Source organism: Caballeronia sp. M1242 (assembly GCF_017220215.1).
Taxonomy (GTDB): Bacteria; Pseudomonadota; Gammaproteobacteria; order Burkholderiales; family Burkholderiaceae; genus Caballeronia.
In genome coordinates this window covers 406,161-423,626 of record NZ_CP071129.1, presented here as the reverse complement: position 1 = coordinate 423,626, position 17,466 = coordinate 406,161, and the positions used below count along the sequence as shown (strand labels likewise).

At 63.3% G+C, this 17,466-nt stretch carries 16 protein-coding genes; 10 read left to right on the top strand and 6 right to left on the bottom strand.

Annotation, left to right across the window (positions count from 1 at the left end):
• Positions 1-5 precede the first annotated feature (5 nt).
• The 4 genes from JYK05_RS01995 to ggt form a co-directional block, all read right to left on the bottom strand.
• The gene (locus JYK05_RS01995) at positions 6-515 is read right to left on the bottom strand and encodes a hypothetical protein (protein ID WP_206467594.1); all 510 of its coding nucleotides are present in this window, start codon (positions 513-515) and stop codon (positions 6-8) included.
• 51 nt (positions 516-566) lie between these two features.
• Positions 567-1,391: a ferritin-like domain-containing protein gene (locus JYK05_RS01990; RefSeq protein ID WP_206467593.1), complete on the bottom strand. Its 825-nt coding sequence runs from the start codon at positions 1,389-1,391 to the stop codon at positions 567-569.
• A 349-nt stretch (positions 1,392-1,740) separates the two neighbouring features.
• Positions 1,741-3,003 (bottom strand): MFS transporter, encoded by a 1,263-nt coding sequence (locus tag JYK05_RS01985; RefSeq protein WP_241269868.1) that lies wholly within the window; start codon positions 3,001-3,003, stop codon positions 1,741-1,743.
• 250 nt (positions 3,004-3,253) lie between these two features.
• Positions 3,254-4,891, bottom strand: a complete 1,638-nt coding sequence (gene ggt, locus JYK05_RS01980) for a gamma-glutamyltransferase (RefSeq protein WP_206467592.1) — start codon at positions 4,889-4,891, stop codon at positions 3,254-3,256.
• Positions 4,892-5,319: 428 nt separating this feature from the next.
• Between ggt and JYK05_RS01975 the strand changes: the two genes are divergently transcribed.
• Positions 5,320-5,517 carry a hypothetical protein gene (locus JYK05_RS01975; RefSeq protein ID WP_175940590.1) on the top strand — a complete coding sequence of 66 codons (198 nt, stop codon included), beginning with the start codon at positions 5,320-5,322 and terminating at the stop codon, positions 5,515-5,517.
• A 46-nt stretch (positions 5,518-5,563) separates the two neighbouring features.
• On the opposite strand, the gene JYK05_RS01970 is transcribed toward JYK05_RS01975, so the two are convergent.
• Positions 5,564-5,944: a hypothetical protein gene (locus tag JYK05_RS01970; protein WP_206468179.1), complete on the bottom strand. Its 381-nt coding sequence runs from the start codon at positions 5,942-5,944 to the stop codon at positions 5,564-5,566.
• 209 nt (positions 5,945-6,153) lie between these two features.
• Between JYK05_RS01970 and glpK the strand changes: the two genes are divergently transcribed.
• The 9 genes from glpK (at position 6,154) to JYK05_RS26230 (ending at position 15,267) form a co-directional block, all read left to right on the top strand.
• Positions 6,154-7,650, top strand: a complete 1,497-nt coding sequence (gene glpK / locus JYK05_RS01965; protein WP_206467591.1) for a glycerol kinase GlpK — start codon at positions 6,154-6,156, stop codon at positions 7,648-7,650.
• Between the two features lie 169 nt (positions 7,651-7,819).
• Complete coding sequence (gene miaB / locus JYK05_RS01960) at positions 7,820-9,196, top strand: tRNA (N6-isopentenyl adenosine(37)-C2)-methylthiotransferase MiaB (protein WP_206467590.1); 1,377 nt, start codon at positions 7,820-7,822, stop codon at positions 9,194-9,196.
• 33 nt (positions 9,197-9,229) lie between these two features.
• Positions 9,230-10,345: a PhoH family protein gene (locus tag JYK05_RS01955; protein ID WP_175939519.1), complete on the top strand. Its 1,116-nt coding sequence runs from the start codon at positions 9,230-9,232 to the stop codon at positions 10,343-10,345.
• Positions 10,342-10,806: an rRNA maturation RNase YbeY gene (gene ybeY / locus JYK05_RS01950; protein WP_206467588.1), complete on the top strand. Its 465-nt coding sequence runs from the start codon at positions 10,342-10,344 to the stop codon at positions 10,804-10,806. The genes JYK05_RS01955 and ybeY overlap by 4 nt, the downstream gene beginning before the upstream one ends.
• Before the next feature lie 30 nt (positions 10,807-10,836).
• Positions 10,837-11,523, top strand: coding sequence for a gamma-glutamylcyclotransferase (locus JYK05_RS01945; RefSeq protein ID WP_206467586.1), 687 nt, complete (start codon positions 10,837-10,839; stop codon positions 11,521-11,523).
• A 190-nt stretch (positions 11,524-11,713) separates the two neighbouring features.
• Positions 11,714-12,619: an HlyC/CorC family transporter gene (locus tag JYK05_RS01940; protein WP_206467584.1), complete on the top strand. Its 906-nt coding sequence runs from the start codon at positions 11,714-11,716 to the stop codon at positions 12,617-12,619.
• 65 nt (positions 12,620-12,684) lie between these two features.
• Positions 12,685-14,337, top strand: a complete 1,653-nt coding sequence (gene lnt, locus JYK05_RS01935; RefSeq protein WP_206467576.1) for an apolipoprotein N-acyltransferase — start codon at positions 12,685-12,687, stop codon at positions 14,335-14,337.
• Positions 14,338-14,467: 130 nt separating this feature from the next.
• Positions 14,468-14,908, top strand: coding sequence for a glycosyltransferase family 2 protein (locus JYK05_RS26235; protein ID WP_241269823.1), 441 nt, complete (start codon positions 14,468-14,470; stop codon positions 14,906-14,908).
• On the top strand, positions 14,806-15,267 hold the full coding sequence (locus JYK05_RS26230; RefSeq protein WP_241269917.1) for a hypothetical protein: 462 nt from the start codon (positions 14,806-14,808) through the stop codon (positions 15,265-15,267). The genes JYK05_RS26235 and JYK05_RS26230 overlap by 103 nt, the downstream gene beginning before the upstream one ends.
• Here JYK05_RS26230 and JYK05_RS01925 read toward each other — a convergent pair.
• Entirely contained in the window at positions 15,261-17,162 is a 1,902-nt protein-coding gene (locus JYK05_RS01925; protein ID WP_206467574.1) for a tetratricopeptide repeat protein, read from the bottom strand. The genes JYK05_RS26230 and JYK05_RS01925 overlap by 7 nt on opposite strands.
• Between the last annotated feature and the right edge of the window lie 304 nt (positions 17,163-17,466).

Genomic DNA, 17,466 nt, shown 5'->3' with positions numbered 1-17,466 from the left:
ATTAATCAGGCAGCGGCGCTCGCCGCTTGCTTCAGCCAGTCCAGTTGCTCGTGCCAGCGCGCGATGACCTGCTCGGTGTCCGTCAGTTCGAACGTGATGCCGCCTGTCAGCCGCGCGTACGGCACGCGCTGAATCTCCCCACTTTCAATCGTCCCGACGAAGCACGCGAGCGGCACGTCGTCGAGCGCGACGCGGCGCGCGTCGATCTGCACCTGATGGAACGCCTTGTCGAAGACGAAAGCGAGCGTTGCGCTCGCGCTCGAGGCGATCGCCCGCGCGGTACGCGACGACGGCCACAGCGCGAAGCACAGCGTACGCGCGTCCGGGGCGAGCAGTTCGCCCGCGCTCAACAGCGCGGTGCGAATGCGCCCTCCGTCGTCCACGGCGGACAGCGACGCCGTGAAGCCGCTCGGCGCGCCCGTCAGCGTACCGTCGAACAACGCGCGCAGATCGGAGGGCCATTCGTCGAAGACGGTCTGCAAAGACAGCGCCTTCGCTGCGGTCGAGTCGGTCATTGACGTAGGCTCGTTGCGTGAAACGGCATGCGCCGCCGCACGCATCTGGCGTTAGCGGAAGAAGAGTTGCGTGATTTTCGCGAGCGGATAGTGCACGCCCGGCTGGATGCGCGCGGGCAAATCGAGCGGCTTCAAGAGCATCTTGATGCACTGATCAGCCGACAAATTTCTCCGAACCAACGCATTGACCTGCGCAAAGAGTTCGCGATTGTAGGTCGAATCCTTGACGCGCTCCGGGTATCGAATGGCGAAGACGTGCCGCAGCGCGATCTCCGAGTCCTCGCTCTTCAGCTCGGCCACGCGACGCACCAGTGCGCCCAGCACCGCCAGCCGGCCATTGCCTTCGATCTTGTTCCACTTCTTGAAGAAGCGGAAGAAATGCTTGTAGTGGCGCACTTCGTCGACCCGGATGTTGTCCGTGATCTCCTTGAGCACCGGCTCGTCTGAACATTCGTTGATGGCACGATACAGCGTGGCCGTTCCCGTCTCGATGACGCAGCGCGCCACCATCTCCAGCGCGCGCTTCTTTTCGAACTGCTCGTAGGAACAGGTCAGCGAATATTCGGCGAAGAAGTTTTTGAACGCCGTATTCCAGTCGAACTCCGGCCAGACGTGGTTGATGTACGTCTTGAGCGCGCGGCCGTGCTGCATCTCCTCGGGCTCCCACTCGTTGTTGAGCCACGCCGCGATTTCCGGATCGTCGCGAAAGTAGGTGCTGAGGTTGCTCGTATAGAGATCCGTGCCGCTCTCGATGAACGAGCAGGCACACAGCAACAAAAGAAGATGTTCGTTGGACGCCGCCTTCTGTCGGTCAATCCGATTCAGATCGATATCTTCGATGCGCCACGGCATCACGTGGGTGCTATCTGTATGCATGTATCGCGCTCCCTGGCTGAACTGAACGCGCCACCGGCCAAAAAAGACGGTCGAGGTTCATACGACGCTGCGACGTCGTCCCAGCGTCTTCGAATCAAAGTGTTAGCGGCTTGTGCTTTTTCATCTTAGCCGTCCTGCAACGAGTTTGCAGACATGGGGACAGACTTGCGCCGCGCTGCGCGGTTCCATGCGCGCCTTGCCGTGCGTCAATTTTCTACGTCTCGCTGCGCGGCTTCGGTGGCGCAGCATAGAGCAGGAAGCGTGCCGCCGCGACGGATGCGCGAGGCGCGTCAAAAAGCACAACGGCGGCCGAAGCCGCCGTCGTAAGCTAGTTCACAGGAAGCAGATGCTATGCAGCGTGTCGCGCGCCGCCGCGCATGCGCCAGGCGACGATCGCAAGCGAGACGCCCGACAACACCGCCGCGAGCAGCACGTAGTAGCTCGGCGCGAGCTTGTCGCCGGTGACGTGGATGAACGCCTCGACGATGGTCGGCGCGAATCCGCCGAAGAGCGTCACGCCGAGCGCATAGCCGATGGACAAGCCCGTCGAGCGCACGCGCGTGGGAAAGATCTCCGACATCAGCGCGGGCATGGGACCGGAATACGCGGCTTTCAGGATGCCTGCCGCCGACTGAAGCACGACGAGCGAGAGGACCGTCGGGGAAGCCTGCAGCCACGCGAACATCGGATAGATGGCGACGCCCATGACGATGGACGTGCCGAGCATGATGCGGATGCGCCCGAGCCGGTCGGACAGCGCGCCCATGATCGGCGAGAAGATGAACTGCAGCCCGCCGTTGAGCACGACTACGGCGAACGACGCCGTGGCGGGCAGATGGAGTTGCTTGACGGCATACATCGGCATGTAGAGTTGCAGCACATACACGCCGACCGTCGATTGCGCGACGATACCGACCGCGAGCAGCAAATTGATCCACTGATTCGAGAACGAGACGCCCGGCGCGCGAGCGTCGGTGCGGGCCGGCCGGGACGCGAGGAACTCCGGCGTTTCGTCGAGGTGCGAGCGGATGTAATAGCCGACCGGCCCGATGAGCAGGCCGAACACGAACGGAATGCGCCAGCCCCACGACTCGAGTTGCGGTTGCGGCAGCCACGCGGTCAAGAGCGAGCCGAACGCGGCGGCCATGATCGCGGCGAGCCCCTGACTCGCGAACTGCCAGCTCGCGTAGTAGCCGCGACGCGCTTCACTATGCTCCACCATGAACGCCGTCGCGCTACCGAACTCACCGCCCACGGCGAAGCCCTGAATCAGCCGCGCAAGCAGGATCAGAAGCGGCGCCGCAATGCCAATGTGCTGATACGACGGCATCGCCGCCATGGTCAGCGTGCCGATCATCATCAGCAGAATGGCGAGCGTCAGCGCGGCCTTGCGGCCGTTGCGATCGGCGTAGATGCCGAGCACGATCGCGCCCAGCGGACGCATCAGGAACGAGATGCCGAAGGTGCCGATGGCGAGCATCGTCGAAAGCCATTCGTCGTGCGATGGGAAGAACGCCTTCGCGATGAGCGCCGCGAAATAGCCGTAGACGAGGAAATCGAACCATTCGAGCGCATTGCCGACCGACGACGAAAACACGATGCGGCGAACCATCGCCTTCGACAGCGTGGCGGCCGGCGGATGCGAGTTGTCGGCGCCATGGGCAACGGCCGAGCGGCCTGCAAGCGGTGTTTCGTGCACCGCTTCGTTCAAAGTTTTTTCGTGTTGCGTCATCTCGTGCTCTCGGCTCATTACAGCAATGCGCGGACGTGCGCCACCGTTCGCACGGCGCTTGGCGCACTGCGAGGGTGAAAACTCATGGAAGGCCGGCTGTCTGCGCGAACGCAGGCAGCCGTAAGCATTGCTAGAAGCCGGCGGCGAGGCCGTCGCGGCGGCTGTCGCTCGCTGCGACGTAACCGCGGTCGGGATCGTCGCGATCCAGCTTCCAGATGTATTGACCCGAGCCGAAGTCCATGTACGGATCGTCGATGGACTTGATCGTATGGCCCATGCCCTCGAGCGCGCGAGCCGTCTCGAGATCGAGCGTAGCTTCGATGTCGATGGTGAAATCGCGGTTCACCTTCCAGCGCGGCGCGTCGCAAGCCGCCTGCGGCTGCTGACCGTAGTCGAGCATGCGCACGATCGACTGCAGATGCCCTTGCGGCTGCATGTCGCCGCCCATGACGCCGAAGCTCATCACTGCGTCGCGTCGGCCGCCGACGTCCTGCGTGAGGAATGCCGGGATGATCGTATGGAACGGGCGCTTGCCGCCCTCGACGACGTTCGCCGATTTCGGGTCCATCGAGAAGCCGCAGCCACGGTTCTGCAGCGAGATGCCGGTATTCGGCACGACCACGCCCGAGCCGAAGCCCATGTAGTTCGACTGGATGAAGCTCACCATCATGCCGCGCTCGTCGGCCACCGACATATAGATCGTGCCGCCCGCCTTCGGCATGCCGAAGTCGAACTGCGTGGCTCGCGCCGGGTCGATAAGCTTCGCGCGCTCGGTGAGATAGGCGTCGTCGAGCATCTGCTCGGGCGTGACTTCCATCGAGCGCGGATCGGCGACGTAGCGGTAGACGTCGGCGAACGCGAGCTTCATGGCTTCGATTTGCAGATGCTGCGACTCGATACGATCGACCGTCAGCGCGCTGACATCGAACTTGTCGAGAATGCCGAGCGCGATGAGCGCCGCGATACCCTGCCCGTTCGGCGGAATCTCGTGGACGGTGTAGCCGCGATAATCCTTGCTGATCGGCTCGACCCACTCCGCGCGATAGTTCCGCAGGTCGTCCAGCGTCATCGCGCCGCCGCCCTCGCGTGCGAACGCCGCAATGCGTTCGGCGACTTCGCCCTCGTAGAACGCGCGTGGGCCGTGTTCCGCGAGCGCGCGTAACGTATTGGCGTGACCCGGCATGCGCACGAGCTCGCTGACTTCGGGGGCGCGGCCGTGCGGCATGAACACATCCGCAAAGCCGGGTTGATCTTTCATTTCAGGGACAGCCGCCGCCCACTTGTACGCGACGATGCTCGCCACCGCATGACCGCGCTCCGCGATTCCGATGGCCGGCTCCATCAGATCGGCGAACGGCAGCAACCCGAACTTGGCATGCAACGCTTCCCACCCGGCGATGACGCCCGGGACCGTCACGGTGTCCCATCCGCGCTTGGGCTGGCGTGCCAGGCCGTTTTCTTCGCCATACTTGCGGCGGAAGTAGTCGACGTTCCATGCCGCCGGCGCCACGCCCGACGCGTTGAGCCCGTGCAGCTTGCTGCCGTCCCACACCAGCGCGAAAGCATCGCCGCCCAGACCGTTCGATACCGGTTCCACGATAGTGATGGCCGCCGCTGCCGCGATGGCCGCGTCGACGGCATTGCCGCCTTTCCACAGCATGCGCAGACCGGCTTGCGCGGCGAGCGGATGCGAGGTCGAAACGATGTTCCGCGCGAACACGGGAAGGCGCGGAGTGGGATACGGGTTCTGCCAATTGAAGCGGTTCATGAATGAAATCCGAGTTACGGGCGGCGATACGCGTGCAAAGCACACTGACAGTTAATCGTTGATGCGGCAAAAGAAGCATATTGCATTGCCACCGTAAGCCGGAACAAATTCATTTATCGTATAGATTAATGAAACGTCAGCATGAGTTCGCGGCGAGCTCTTTCAGTGTGCAGTGCAGCGCAGTCTTCACGTGGATTCTGCAAATCGGCCTCTTTGACCAACCGCTTTCGAAGCCGCCAAAAGTCAAAGCCGAAATTTTCACCGGTATGATTGGCACTCCTCAGACGCTTGCCTACAATCCCAATTCCCGGCAGCGCATTGAAGAAATACACGTGCTGCCCGGCAGTTGCAGTTTTCCCGCGCAACGTTTCGAAGCGAGGAGCCGGTCGCCGCTGGCCGTCTGCGCTTCGGTCGTCATGGAGAACACGATGCTGAGTCCGCACGAATTTGCCACGCTGCTTTTGGTTCAGGAAGCGCCCAACCAGGTCGACATGGAACGCGAGGAACTCGACGCCCTGCTCGAACGCCAGCTCGTCCAGCTCGAACAACTCGCCTCCGGCCGACAGCAATGGCGGCTCACCGCAACCGGCGATTCCACGATCAAGGCCTTCAAGCGGTTCTCGTAGCAGCGTGGGGGACGCGTGCCGCCGGCCGCGTCCCTTCCCCCGAGCTTTACCCCCCTCGCAACGTCGGATCGACGGCCGCTCGCCAACTCAGCGCCTGCGCGCGCTGATCAAGCAGGAAGTTGGCCCATGCGCTCTGCGCTGTCGGACCCGGATTCGCGACATACGCGCGGTGCCGTTCCGCGATTCCCGCCTGAAACGCGCAGAAGCGATGTTTCGACAGCGCGCCGCGCCGCTCGGCGACGTACGCGTCGAAGAAGGCCGAGTACACGGACTGCGCGTCGGCGCCCCAATCCGTCGACGCCATCCCGCACATGTCCTGAAGCGCGCCGAAAGACGGCGCGCCGAATGATCCCTCCAGACTAGGCGTCGTTACGCAGCCGGCCAGTACGGCTGCCGCAACCGTGCCCGTCGCGATCCACTTTCGCATTGCAGTCACCCATCGCTCGATTGAGCCGCCAGTATCGGACGATCGCCGCGTCCTTGCCACTCGGCCGAATGGCATAGGCCGAATCACGGCGAGCATGGACCGTCCATTTTGCTTATGCCATTCGGCCAGGTTGTCCGCGCGCCGCGGCTCCGATAGATTGCGCATGCGGACTTCGCATGGCGGATGCCCGCTCAACCTCGGAGATGACCATGCAGGATCAAATCGTCCTCGCGCTCGACCAGGGCACGACGAGTTCGCGCGCCATGCTGTTCGACAGGAGCGGGAACATCGTGTCCGTCGCTCAGAAAGAGTTTCGGCAGATCTATCCTCGTGCCGGCTGGGTCGAGCACGATCCGCAGGAAATCTGGTCGACTCAGGCGGGCGTCGCGGCCGAAGCCGTGACGCGCGCGGGGCTGAGCGCATCGTCGATCGCGGCTTTGGGTATCACCAATCAGCGCGAGACCACCATCGTCTGGGATCGCGAGACCGGCAAGCCGGTGTACAACGCGATCGTCTGGCAGGACCGCCGCACCGCCGCGCTCTGCGATGAATTCAAGGCGCGCGGCCTCGAGCCGATGGTCCGCGCCAAAACCGGCCTGCCTATCGACGCCTATTTCTCCGCGACGAAAATCCGCTGGATTCTCGATAACGTCGAAGGCGCGCGGGACAAAGCCAGGCAAGGACGGCTCGCGTTCGGAACCGTGGATAGCTGGCTCGTCTGGAACTTCACGCGCCGGGGCATGCACATCACCGATATCACGAACGCGTCGCGCACCATGCTCTTCGACATACACGCGCGCCGCTGGGACGACGAACTGCTCGACGCCTTCGACATTCCGCGCAGCATGCTTCCCGAAGTGCACGCGTCATCCGAAGTGTACGGAACGACGCACGGCAGTTTTCTCGCCGCCGAAATCCCGATCGCGTGCATCGCGGGGGATCAGCACGCCGCGCTCTTCGGCCAGATGTGCACGGAAAGCGGCATGGTGAAGAACACGTACGGCACGGGCTGCTTTCTCGTCATGAATACGGGCGACAAACCGATCGAGTCGCGCAACAACCTGGTGACGACGGTTGCGTGGCAGATCGGGGATCGCGTCGATTACGCGCTCGAAGGCAGCATCTTTATCGCCGGCGCAGTCGTGCAATGGCTGCGGGACGGACTCGGGCTTATCCGAAGCGCGAGCGAGGTCGAAGGGCTTGCGCGCGCCGTGCCCGACAGCGACGGCGTGTATCTGGTCCCCGCCTTCGCCGGGCTCGGCGCGCCGCACTGGAATGCGCGTGCGCGCGGAACGCTGTTCGGCGTCACGCGCGGCACAACGTCGAGCCACATCGCGCGGGCGGCGCTCGAATCCATCGCGTATCAATCGCTCGACGTGTTGCGAGCCATGGAAGCGGACTCGGGCATGCCCATCGCGCAGTTGCGTGTGGATGGCGGCGCGTGCGCCAACGACTTGCTGATGCAGTTCCAGGCCGACATGCTGGGCGTCGACACGGTGCGCCCGCGCGTAGCGGAAACCACCGCGCTCGGCGCAGCCTATCTCGCCGGGCTCGCGGTGGGCTACTGGAAAGACCTTGGCGAACTGAAAGCGCAATGGCAGCTGGACCGGCGGTTCACACCGTCGATGCCAGCGTCCGACGTCGAACCGCGTCTTGCCGGATGGCGGCGAGCGGTCGCCGCAGCGAAGGCATGGGCGGATGCGTGATGGAAGCAGACCGTCTGACCGCTCTACCGGCCGGCGAGCGTCACAAGGCGCTGCGGGCTATAATATGCGGCTAACGCCAAGCGAAAGTTGCGCAGTTTCGCGCAAAACCGCTCAATTCCATCCGTTCTCAATACGCCCCCAGGTTAACCACTGCGACCGGCGACCATTCATGACCAAGAAAGTTTACGTAAAGACCTTCGGCTGCCAGATGAACGAGTACGACTCCGACAAAATGGTCGACGTGCTCGGTGCCGCTGAAGGACTCGTCAAGACCGACACGCCCGAAGACGCGGACGTCATTCTCTTCAATACGTGCTCCGTGCGCGAGAAGGCGCAGGAGAAGGTGTTCTCCGACCTCGGCCGCGTGCGCGAACTGAAGGAAGCGAATCCGAACCTGCTGATCGGCGTGGGCGGTTGCGTCGCGAGTCAGGAAGGCGCGTCGATCGTGGCGCGCGCGCCTTACGTCGATATCGTCTTCGGACCGCAGACGCTGCATCGCTTGCCGGCCATGATCGACAAGCGGCGCGCCACGGGCCGCGCGCAGGTGGACATCACCTTTCCGGAAATCGAAAAGTTCGATCATCTGCCGCCGGCGCGCGTCGAGGGTCCGAGCGCGTTCGTCTCGATCATGGAAGGGTGCAGCAAATACTGCAGCTATTGCGTCGTTCCTTACACGCGCGGCGAGGAAGTGTCGCGCCCGCTCGATGATGTGCTGACCGAAATCGCCGGTCTCGCCGATCAGGGCGTGCGCGAAGTGACGCTCCTCGGCCAGAACGTGAACGCCTACCGGGGCGCGTTGACGGCCGGCGCGCATGAAATCGCGGACTTCGCGACGCTCATCGAGTACGTCGCGGAGGTGCCGGGCATCGAACGCATTCGGTACACGACTTCGCACCCGAAGGAATTCACGCAGCGCCTCATCGACACGTACGCGAAGGTGCCGAAGCTCGTTTCGCACCTGCATTTGCCGGTGCAGCACGGCTCCGACCGCATTCTGATGGCGATGAAACGCGGCTACACCGTGCTCGAATACAAGTCGGTCATCCGGCGGCTGCGGGCGATTCGCCCGGATTTGTCGCTGTCGACGGACTTTATCGTTGGCTTCCCCGGCGAAACCGAGGACGATTTTGCCAAGATGATGGCCCTCGTCGAGGAAATGAGCTACGACACGAGCTTCTCTTTCATCTACAGCCCGCGACCAGGCACGCCGGCTGCAAACCTGCATGACGAAACGCCCCGCGAGGTCAAGCTCAGGCGCTTGCAGCATTTGCAGGCGACGATCGAGGAAAACGTCGTGAGAATCAGCAATTCGATGGTCGGCACGGTGCAGCGCATTCTGGTGGAAGGCCCGTCGCGCAAGGATCCGAGCGAGCTCGCCGGACGCACGGCGAACAATCGCGTCGTCAACTTCCCGGCGCCGCTCGCTTCGCATGCGCGACTCATCGGCCAGATGATCGATGTCGAGATCAACCACGCGTATCCGCATTCGCTTCGCGGCGCGCTCGTGCTCGCACCCGAGACGGCCGCCCCCGAGCTTGCCAATTAATCCTACGAGACCGGACAGGACACCCACCCCGCCTTGAAGAACGCTCCCCAGCAGCATCTCGAATTCACCGCTCCGCGCGAAGACAACGCGCGGCTCGCGAACCTCTGCGGCCCGCTCGACGAAAATCTGAGACAGATCGAACAGGCGCTCGACGTGACGCTGTCGCGACGCGGGCACAAGATTTCGATTCGTGGCCGGGGCGCCAAAGTCGCGCTCGCGGCGCTCGAAAACTTCTACAACCGCGCCCGCGATCCGATTTCCGTCGACGATATTCAGCTCGCGCTCGTCGAAGCAAGCCATGCGGCGCGGCTAGCGAAAGAAGCCGGCCAGAACGGCGAGGACGACGGGCAGAACGACCCGCGTTTCCGCGGCGACCCGGATCACCCGTTCGACGAGCCGAGCGCCACGATGGACCTCGGCGAGGACGAAGACCACGGCCCGACGCTGTACACGCGCCGCGCCGACCTGCGTGGCCGAACGCCCATGCAGCGCCAGTATCTGAAGCAGATCGTCGCGCACGACGTGACGTTCGGCATCGGGCCGGCCGGCACGGGCAAGACGTATCTGGCCGTCGCCTGCGCCGTGGATGCGCTGGAGCGCGATCAGGTCAAGCGCATCGTGCTGACGCGCCCGGCCGTCGAAGCGGGCGAGCGGCTCGGCTTCCTGCCCGGCGATCTCGCGCAGAAGGTCGATCCGTACCTGCGCCCGCTCTACGACGCGCTTTACGATCTGCTCGGCTTCGACAAGACCGCGAAGATGTTCGAGCGCCAGATGATCGAAATCGCGCCGCTCGCCTACATGCGCGGCCGCACGCTGAACCACGCGTTCATCATTCTCGACGAGGCGCAGAACACCACGCCCGAGCAGATGAAGATGTTCCTCACGCGTATCGGCTTCGGCTCGAAGGCGGTCGTGACCGGCGACACGACGCAGGTGGACCTGCCGCGCGGCCACAAGAGCGGGCTGATCGAAGCGCAGCACGTGCTGTCGGAAGTGCGCGGCATCGCCATCACGCATTTCACGTCGGCGGACGTGGTGCGGCACCCGCTCGTCGCGCGCATCGTCGAGGCTTACGACGCGCAGTCGCAAAAAGACGCCGCGCTCGCCGAGGCAGCGCGCGCGGCCCAGCAGTCGCAAAAACCTGCATGAAGCCGAGCCTCACGCTGAACCTGCAGTTCCCGGCTGCAAAGGCGTTTCCGTCGCACAAGGCGCTGTTGTCCCGCGCGACGGTCGCCCGCTGGATCAAGGCGTCGCTCTTTGCCGACGCCGAGTTGACGGTCCGCTTCGTCGACGAAGAAGAAGGCCGCATGCTGAATCGCACGTATCGGCAGAAGGATTACGCGACGAACGTGCTGACCTTCGCATATGCGGAATCCGAAGACGATCCCGTTTCGGGCGATCTGATTCTGTGCTGTCCGGTGGTCGAACGGGAAGCCAGCGAGCAAGGCAAGCCGCTCGACGCGCATTACGCGCATCTGATCGTCCACGGCACGCTGCATGCGCAGGGCTACGATCACGAGGTCGAAAGCGAAGCGCAAGAGATGGAATCCATCGAGACGGATATCATGCAGTCTCTCGGCTTCCCCGATCCGTACGTGCCATTGGTCTGACTTTCGCCGATCCGCTGCCCCGTCCGCACCGTGAACGACAAGACACCCGAGTCCACGCCCGCTATCGAGAGCCCGCCGCTCGATCCGCAGCAGCCTCGCCCGGACTATCCGCCCGCGCTACTCGACACGCCGCTTCTCACCGATGAGGAACTCGCCGCATCGCGCGAAGCGGCGCTTTCGCATTGGGACCGCGCGTCGGACCTGTGGCTCTTCGGCTATGGCTCGCTCATCTGGAATCCCGGCCTGCCGACGCTCGAAGCCGTGCGCGGCAAAGTGCATGGCTATCATCGCGGGCTGTATCTGTGGTCGCGCGTGAATCGCGGCACGCCGGAGCAGCCGGGGCTCGTGCTCGCGCTGGATCGCGGCGGCTCCTGCACCGGCATGGCGTTTCGCCTCGGCGGCCCGGACACGGAAGCGCATCTCGACGTGCTGTGGAGACGCGAGATGTCGATGGCCTCGTATCGTCCGGCATGGCTGCCGTGCACGCTCATCGACGGACGACGCGTCGAGGCGCTCGCGTTCGTCATGCGCCGCGACGCCACGTCGTACACAGGCAAGCTCGCCGATCCGGTGATCCGCACGGTGTTCGGCTGCGCGAGCGGCCGATACGGCACCACGCTCGATTACGTGAGCCGCACGGTAGAAGCCTTGCGCGAATGCGGCATGCCGGACCGCGCGCTCGAGGCGCTGCTCCGACGTTGCCAGGGCGGCGAGTGATCTTCTCGCGGGCCGAAGAGAGCGTGGGCCGATCGGCTAACGATGCCCGCCTGACACCTATTTTGCATATCGATCGGCTAGCATCGTGGAGCGTTTCGCTAAGCGCGCCGCACCACGCAGGCCGCGTTTTACCTTGGTGTATGCTTAAGTTTCTGTTAATTCGCGCCCGGGTCTTCCCGGGCGCTCCGCTATGAACGAACCCTATCCCAGTCGACGCCACGCCGACAAACCGCAGGAAAAACGCTCGCTGCTCGAGCGTCTGACCGATTTCATCTCGCACGAACCCGAGTCGCGCGACGAGCTTCTCGAAGTGCTGCAGGACGCCCACGAGCGCAACCTGCTCGACGCCGATTCGCTTTCGATGATCGAAGGCGTCTTTCAGGTGTCCGATCTCTGCGCGCGCGACATCATGATTCCGCGCGCCCAGATGGACGCCATCAACATCGCGGATACGCCCGCCGAATTCATTCCCTTCGTACTGGAGAAAGCGCACTCGCGCTATCCGGTGTACGAGGGCAACCGCGACAACGTCATCGGCGTGCTGCTCGCGAAAGACCTGCTGCGCTATTACGCCGAAGAAGAGTTCGACGTGCGCGGCATGCTGCGCCCCGCCGTGTTCATTCCCGAGTCGAAGCGGCTCAACGTGCTGCTGCACGACTTCCGCGTGAACCGCAATCACATCGCGATCGTCGTCGATGAATACGGCGGCGTCGCGGGTCTCATCACCATCGAGGACGTGCTGGAGCAGATCGTCGGCGACATCGAGGACGAATACGACTTCGACGAGGAAACCGGCAATATCATCGCGTCGCCGGACGGCAAGTTCCGCGTGCGCGCGCTGACGGGCATTCAACAGTTCAACGAAGAATTCGGCACCGACTTTTCCGACGAGGAAGTCGACACCATCGGCGGGCTCGTCACGCACCGCTTCGGGCGCGTGCCGCATCGCGGCGAGAAGGTGCGCATCGACGACTTCGTGTTCGAGATTCTTCGCGGCGACGCCCGCCAGGTTCACGTGCTGCTCGTGCGGCGCGTGCCCAATCTCACGCAGCAGCCGCGTCAGCCCGGCGACGACGAGAGCGAGCTGCGCGACTGACCGGCGGCGCGCGCGCCGCCCACCGCTTCGAGAATCACCCTTTCGCTTCCGCCGACTAGCAATCCATGGCCGATTCACCGTTTCGCTCCCTCTCGCGTCAACGCGACGTCACCGCTTCCGCTGCGCCTCGTGCCCTCCCGTTCTGGCATTACCTCGTCGCGGCTGTGCTCGGCGCGGCGAACACGCTGTCGTTCGCGCCGACGCCGCACGGCGGCTGGATCGAACTCGTCATCTTCGCGTGCTTCTTTGCGTGGCTGTCGCGCACGAGCGGCTGGAAAAGCGCGGCGGCAACCGGCTGGGCCTTCGGCTTCGGCAACTTCGTCACGGGCGTCTGGTGGCTGTATGTGAGCATGCACGACTATGGCGGCATGGCCGCGCCGCTCGCCGCCGCCGCGGTCGCGCTGTTTTCGCTTTATCTCGCGGTGTATCCGGCGTTGTCGAGCCTCGTCTGGTCGCTCGTCGCGGGACGCGCCCGCTTCGGCGACGAAGACGCGGTTACCGCCCGCGAGATCGACGCATCGCCGCGCTACGCGCCCACCTGGCACGGCGCGTTTGCGTTCGCCAGCGCCTGGGCGCTCGGCGAATGGCTGCGCGGACTCGTGTTCACCGGCTTTCCGTGGCTCGCGAGCGGCTATGCGCAAGTGGACGGCCCGCTCTCCGGGTTCGGCGCGATTGCCGGCGTGTACGGCGTCGCGTGGGTGCTCGCGCTCGTGGCTGCGTGCATCGTGCAGGCGGTGGTCGCGTTTCGCGGGATGCGGCGGCGCGCGCTGGCGCCCGCATTGACGGCGCTTGCGCTGATCGTCGCCGGCATGCTGCTCTCGCTCGTGCAATGGACGACGCCCGCGAACGCGCCGCTCGACGTGCGTCTGCTTCAAGGCAATGTAAAGCAGGAGATGAAGTTCGAGCAGGCGGGCGTCGACGAATCGCTCGCGCTGTACAAGCGGCTCATCACCGAGAAGCCGGCCGATCTGATCGTCACGCCGGAGACCGCGCTGCCCGTGCTGGCCGTTCAGGTGCCGCCGGCGTTCGCGAGCGCAATCCGCAGTTTCGCGGACAGCACGAATTCGTCGATTCTTTTCGGCGCGATCGGCGTCACGATTCAGCCGAACGGACGCCCGACCGACTTCACGAACAGCCTCTTCGGCATCACGCCGGGCGTGAACGATGTGTATCGCTACGACAAGCATCATCTCGTGCCGTTCGGCGAATTCGTGCCGCTCGGCTTTCACTGGTTCGTGAACCTGATGGGCATTCCGCTCGGCGATCTCGCGCGCGGTCCCGTCACGCAGAGGCCGTTCTTCGTGCATAACCAGCCGGTCGCCGTCGATGTTTGCTACGAGGACATCTTCGGCGAAGAGATCGCGCGCACGCTGCGCGAGCAGGAAACGCCCGCGGGCATTCTCGTGAACTCGACGAATCTCGCGTGGTTCGGCAATACCATCGCGCTCGATCAGCATCTGCAAATCGCGCGCATGCGTTCGATCGAAACCGGCCGGCCGACGCTGCGGGCGACGAACACGGGCATGACGGCGGTGATCGCGGCAAACGGCGATGTCGTGTCGCGGCTGCCGACGTTTGCGACCGGGGTGCTAGAAGCACGCGTACAGGGCACGTCGGGGCGCACGCCGTATGTGACGAGCGGTAATGCGACGGTGATCGTGGTGTCGCTGCTGTTGCTGGTGGTGGGGTTTGCGTTTGCGCCGGGGAGAAGAAAATAGCGGGTGAAGGCGTCGGCCTTGGCGTCGACGCCTTCACCCGCTCTAATCCGACCTTCTCGCGCACTGTTCGGAGTCCAGACAAAATTCATAGACTGTGCGCCGATCCGACCCATCAACCAACCGTCCCACCATGCACGCTGCCCTTACGCCCGCTGAAGTTTCCATCGTCATCCCATGTTTCAACGCTGCCGCAACGCTCGTTCGCGCGCTCAACAGTTGCCTCGCGCAGCCGGAAGCTGCGCAGATCATAGTCGTCGATGATGGCTCGGAAGACACATCACTAGATATCGCAAGAAGCATCGCACTCACTGACGCACGTGTTCAACTGCTGCAAACACCGGCGAACGGAGGGGCTGCACGCGCGCGGAATCTCGGCGCCCAATACGCTGCGCATCCGCTCCTCGCGTTCCTCGACGCCGATGACGAATATTGCCCGGCGCCCTTGCTCGAGCGGTCGGCACGCTTCGGATGGCGCCGGAACAACACGTCGTGCGGCTCAACGTGGCATTCGTGGGATATCCGCCCAACGTCGTCGGGTTCTCCGGGTTCGCGCACCATGCCGAGATCATGAACAACATGATCATCAGCAGTCTCCTCATTCGCCGGACCGCCATCCTGGCGTTGGGCGGCTTTCCCGAAGACGACGTGTATCGTCAGTACGGCGGCGAGGACGGCACGCTACAGTCGGCCATCATGGTGCTGTTTAAATGCATCAGACTGACTGGTCCAAAAAACGTGTTCAATCACTACCATTCCGATAGTCACGTGGCACTCTATTTCCGCCGCATGATGGGCGAACTCGACAGCCCGGTCGAGGCGGTGCACAAGTTGCGTCACGCGGTGGAGTCCTACGTGGCGCAGGCCCGCGCAGCTTGGAACAAGCACCTCGACGACACGAAGCAGGCCTCACTCGGACCGCGAGTTCAATGACTGCAGGCAGCCCACTCGCGCAATTCATGCGCGACGCGCTGAATGACCTCGTCCCATTCACCCGGTTGCTTCTGCCGAAATAGCCGCGCTGAGGGGTACCAAGGCGAGTCATCGCGATCGCGCAACCAGCGCCAGCACGCGTCGAAGCGCGACAGAATCCACACAGGCTTGTTCAGCGCGCCTGCAAGGTGCGCGACGGACGTATCCACAGCAATGACCAGGTCGAGCAGAGAGACGATCGCGGCCGTATCGGCGAAATCGTCGACGCTGTCCATTGGGTCAAATGGACGCCTGTCGTCGGGCAATTCTGCCAACTGCGCACGACTCGCCTCACCTTTCTGCAGACTCACGAACTCAATGCCTGCTACGTTCAATAGCGGCAGAAAGCTTCGTGCACGGATCGAACGCCGCCGGTCGACTTCTGTCATAGGCGGGCTGTGGAGTCGAGGATCTCCGGCCCAAACAAGGCCGACTCTTGGTCTACCGGCCGGCATGCGACGTTTCCAGCGCGGCACATCCTTCGCCAACGGCCGCAGATACGGCATCGTCCGCGGAATGGTGTCCAGGGTAGTTTCGAAGCGAAGCGGCAGGCTCATCGAGAAGCACCAGAAATCGTGAGGCGGCAGGCGATGAAACGCCTCGACACCGATGCATTCGCTAACGCTTTCCATTTGCTGGAACAGGCGCATGAGCGGTCGTGCGCAGACCACCGTGAGCTTGGACGCGCCGCGCATCGCGATGAGCGGGAAGTATCGGCTGAATTGAACGCCATCGCCCAAGCCCTGTTCGACGAGGACCACGATTGATTTGCCTAGCAGCGATTCCCCTTGCCACTGGGGATACTCGACAGTCGGCAGACAGGCCGTCTCACCTGGCAAACGCGGATCGAACCGGACCTCGTGCATCGGCCACCCTTCGGTGTAGCGTCCCTGACTAAGCAACAGCAATGACAGGTGAAACCTGGCGGTTGCGTGCTCTGGGTCGAGCGTCAACGCTTTTCGATACAGTGCCTCTGCCTCTTGAAGCCGCTCCAAATCGACCATTACCCCGGCAAGATTGCTCTGCACCGTAGCATCGTTCGGGCGCAAGCGGGCCGCCGCTTCCAACGACCTTAATGCGTCCGTGAAACGACGCAGCCTCAGTTGCACGTTTCCGAGGTTGTTATGCGCCTCGGCCAATTCCGGGCTTAACGCAATGGCCTCGCGATATGCTGCCTCGGCGTCATCGAGTTTGTGTTGTTGTTCCAGGGCCAGACCGAGCCTGAACCGCAGCCAGCCAACGTCGGGCAGGCGCGCCACCGCTTCCCCATAGGCTTGCTCTGCGCGATCCCACTTTACTAGCGCCAGTTCTATCTTCGCACGTTCCAAAAGGGCCGATACGTTCTGCGGACAAAGCGCGTACGCGCGCTCATAGGAACCGGCCGCTTCCTGTGGCCGACCCAACGCTTCTAGGGCCGCGCCACGGTGGAAGTGGATGTCCGCGATATCGTCGCGCAAAGCGAGCGCTCTGGACAACTCGATCTCGGCCTCGTGCCACCGCTTCTGCCGAACGAAGAGGAGCGCGAGGTTGAACTGCGCTTCCACGAACGTGGGATTGATCGACAGCGCTCGCTCGTAGGCTAATTGCGCTGCTTCATATTTTCCTTGCCGGGAAAGCAGAATAGCGTAGTTCGAATAGACACCTACGGAGTTCGGTTCAGCCCGAAGCGCCTTCTGCCACAGTGCTTCTGCTTCCTCTTCCCGATTGAGTTTGAGCGCGCAGATCGCGGCTGTGTTCAGAACTTCGGCATCGACCGCATCCTGTTCCAGAAGCGGCGCCAACGCCTTCAGCGCCTGGTCGAACTGGCCGCCTTCGTAATGCGCCAGCGCTTGCTGATAACTACTTTGGTCTTGCATCTTCGGCGGTTGTCGATTCGTGTTCTTGGTCGGCGGATCGTCATCTCAGCGATAGTCGAATGTGACGACGCGCGGATTGGATTTTTTAACACGACGATTCTTCAAACCGGGCGTCTGTACTGAAACATTACACAATGACACCAATGCCCAAGTTTCCTCAGAGCCAATCCCGAGTTTGCCCAATCGAGACGCCCCGGTCATCCCCGCGCCGCCGACGCTGCACGCCCGGCCAATACGCTAGAATCATGCGTTTAAGCGATGTGGCCGAGCCTGTTAGTCGCATCTGTCTCGACGATGGCCGCGC

What these genes read in the sequence shown, in the direction of transcription:
- JYK05_RS01970 (WP_206468179.1), bottom strand. Translation starts at nt 5,944, where the DNA reads ATGCGAAAGTGGATCGCGACGGGCACGGTTGCGGCAGCCGTACTGGCC.
- ybeY (WP_206467588.1), top strand. Translation starts at nt 10,342, where the DNA reads ATGAAGCCGAGCCTCACGCTGAACCTGCAGTTCCCGGCTGCAAAGGCG.
- JYK05_RS01925 (WP_206467574.1), bottom strand. Translation starts at nt 17,162, where the DNA reads ATGCAAGACCAAAGTAGTTATCAGCAAGCGCTGGCGCATTACGAAGGC.
- JYK05_RS01975 (WP_175940590.1), top strand. Translation starts at nt 5,320, where the DNA reads ATGCTGAGTCCGCACGAATTTGCCACGCTGCTTTTGGTTCAGGAAGCG.
- JYK05_RS01990 (WP_206467593.1), bottom strand. Translation starts at nt 1,391, where the DNA reads ATGCATACAGATAGCACCCACGTGATGCCGTGGCGCATCGAAGATATC.
- glpK (WP_206467591.1), top strand. Translation starts at nt 6,154, where the DNA reads ATGCAGGATCAAATCGTCCTCGCGCTCGACCAGGGCACGACGAGTTCG.
- lnt (WP_206467576.1), top strand. Translation starts at nt 12,685, where the DNA reads ATGGCCGATTCACCGTTTCGCTCCCTCTCGCGTCAACGCGACGTCACC.
- miaB (WP_206467590.1), top strand. Translation starts at nt 7,820, where the DNA reads ATGACCAAGAAAGTTTACGTAAAGACCTTCGGCTGCCAGATGAACGAG.
- JYK05_RS26235 (WP_241269823.1), top strand. Translation starts at nt 14,468, where the DNA reads ATGCACGCTGCCCTTACGCCCGCTGAAGTTTCCATCGTCATCCCATGT.
- JYK05_RS01995 (WP_206467594.1), bottom strand. Translation starts at nt 515, where the DNA reads ATGACCGACTCGACCGCAGCGAAGGCGCTGTCTTTGCAGACCGTCTTC.
- ggt (WP_206467592.1), bottom strand. Translation starts at nt 4,891, where the DNA reads ATGAACCGCTTCAATTGGCAGAACCCGTATCCCACTCCGCGCCTTCCC.
- JYK05_RS01985 (WP_241269868.1), bottom strand. Translation starts at nt 3,003, where the DNA reads ATGGTTCGCCGCATCGTGTTTTCGTCGTCGGTCGGCAATGCGCTCGAA.
- JYK05_RS26230 (WP_241269917.1), top strand. Translation starts at nt 14,806, where the DNA reads ATGGCGCCGGAACAACACGTCGTGCGGCTCAACGTGGCATTCGTGGGA.
- JYK05_RS01940 (WP_206467584.1), top strand. Translation starts at nt 11,714, where the DNA reads ATGAACGAACCCTATCCCAGTCGACGCCACGCCGACAAACCGCAGGAA.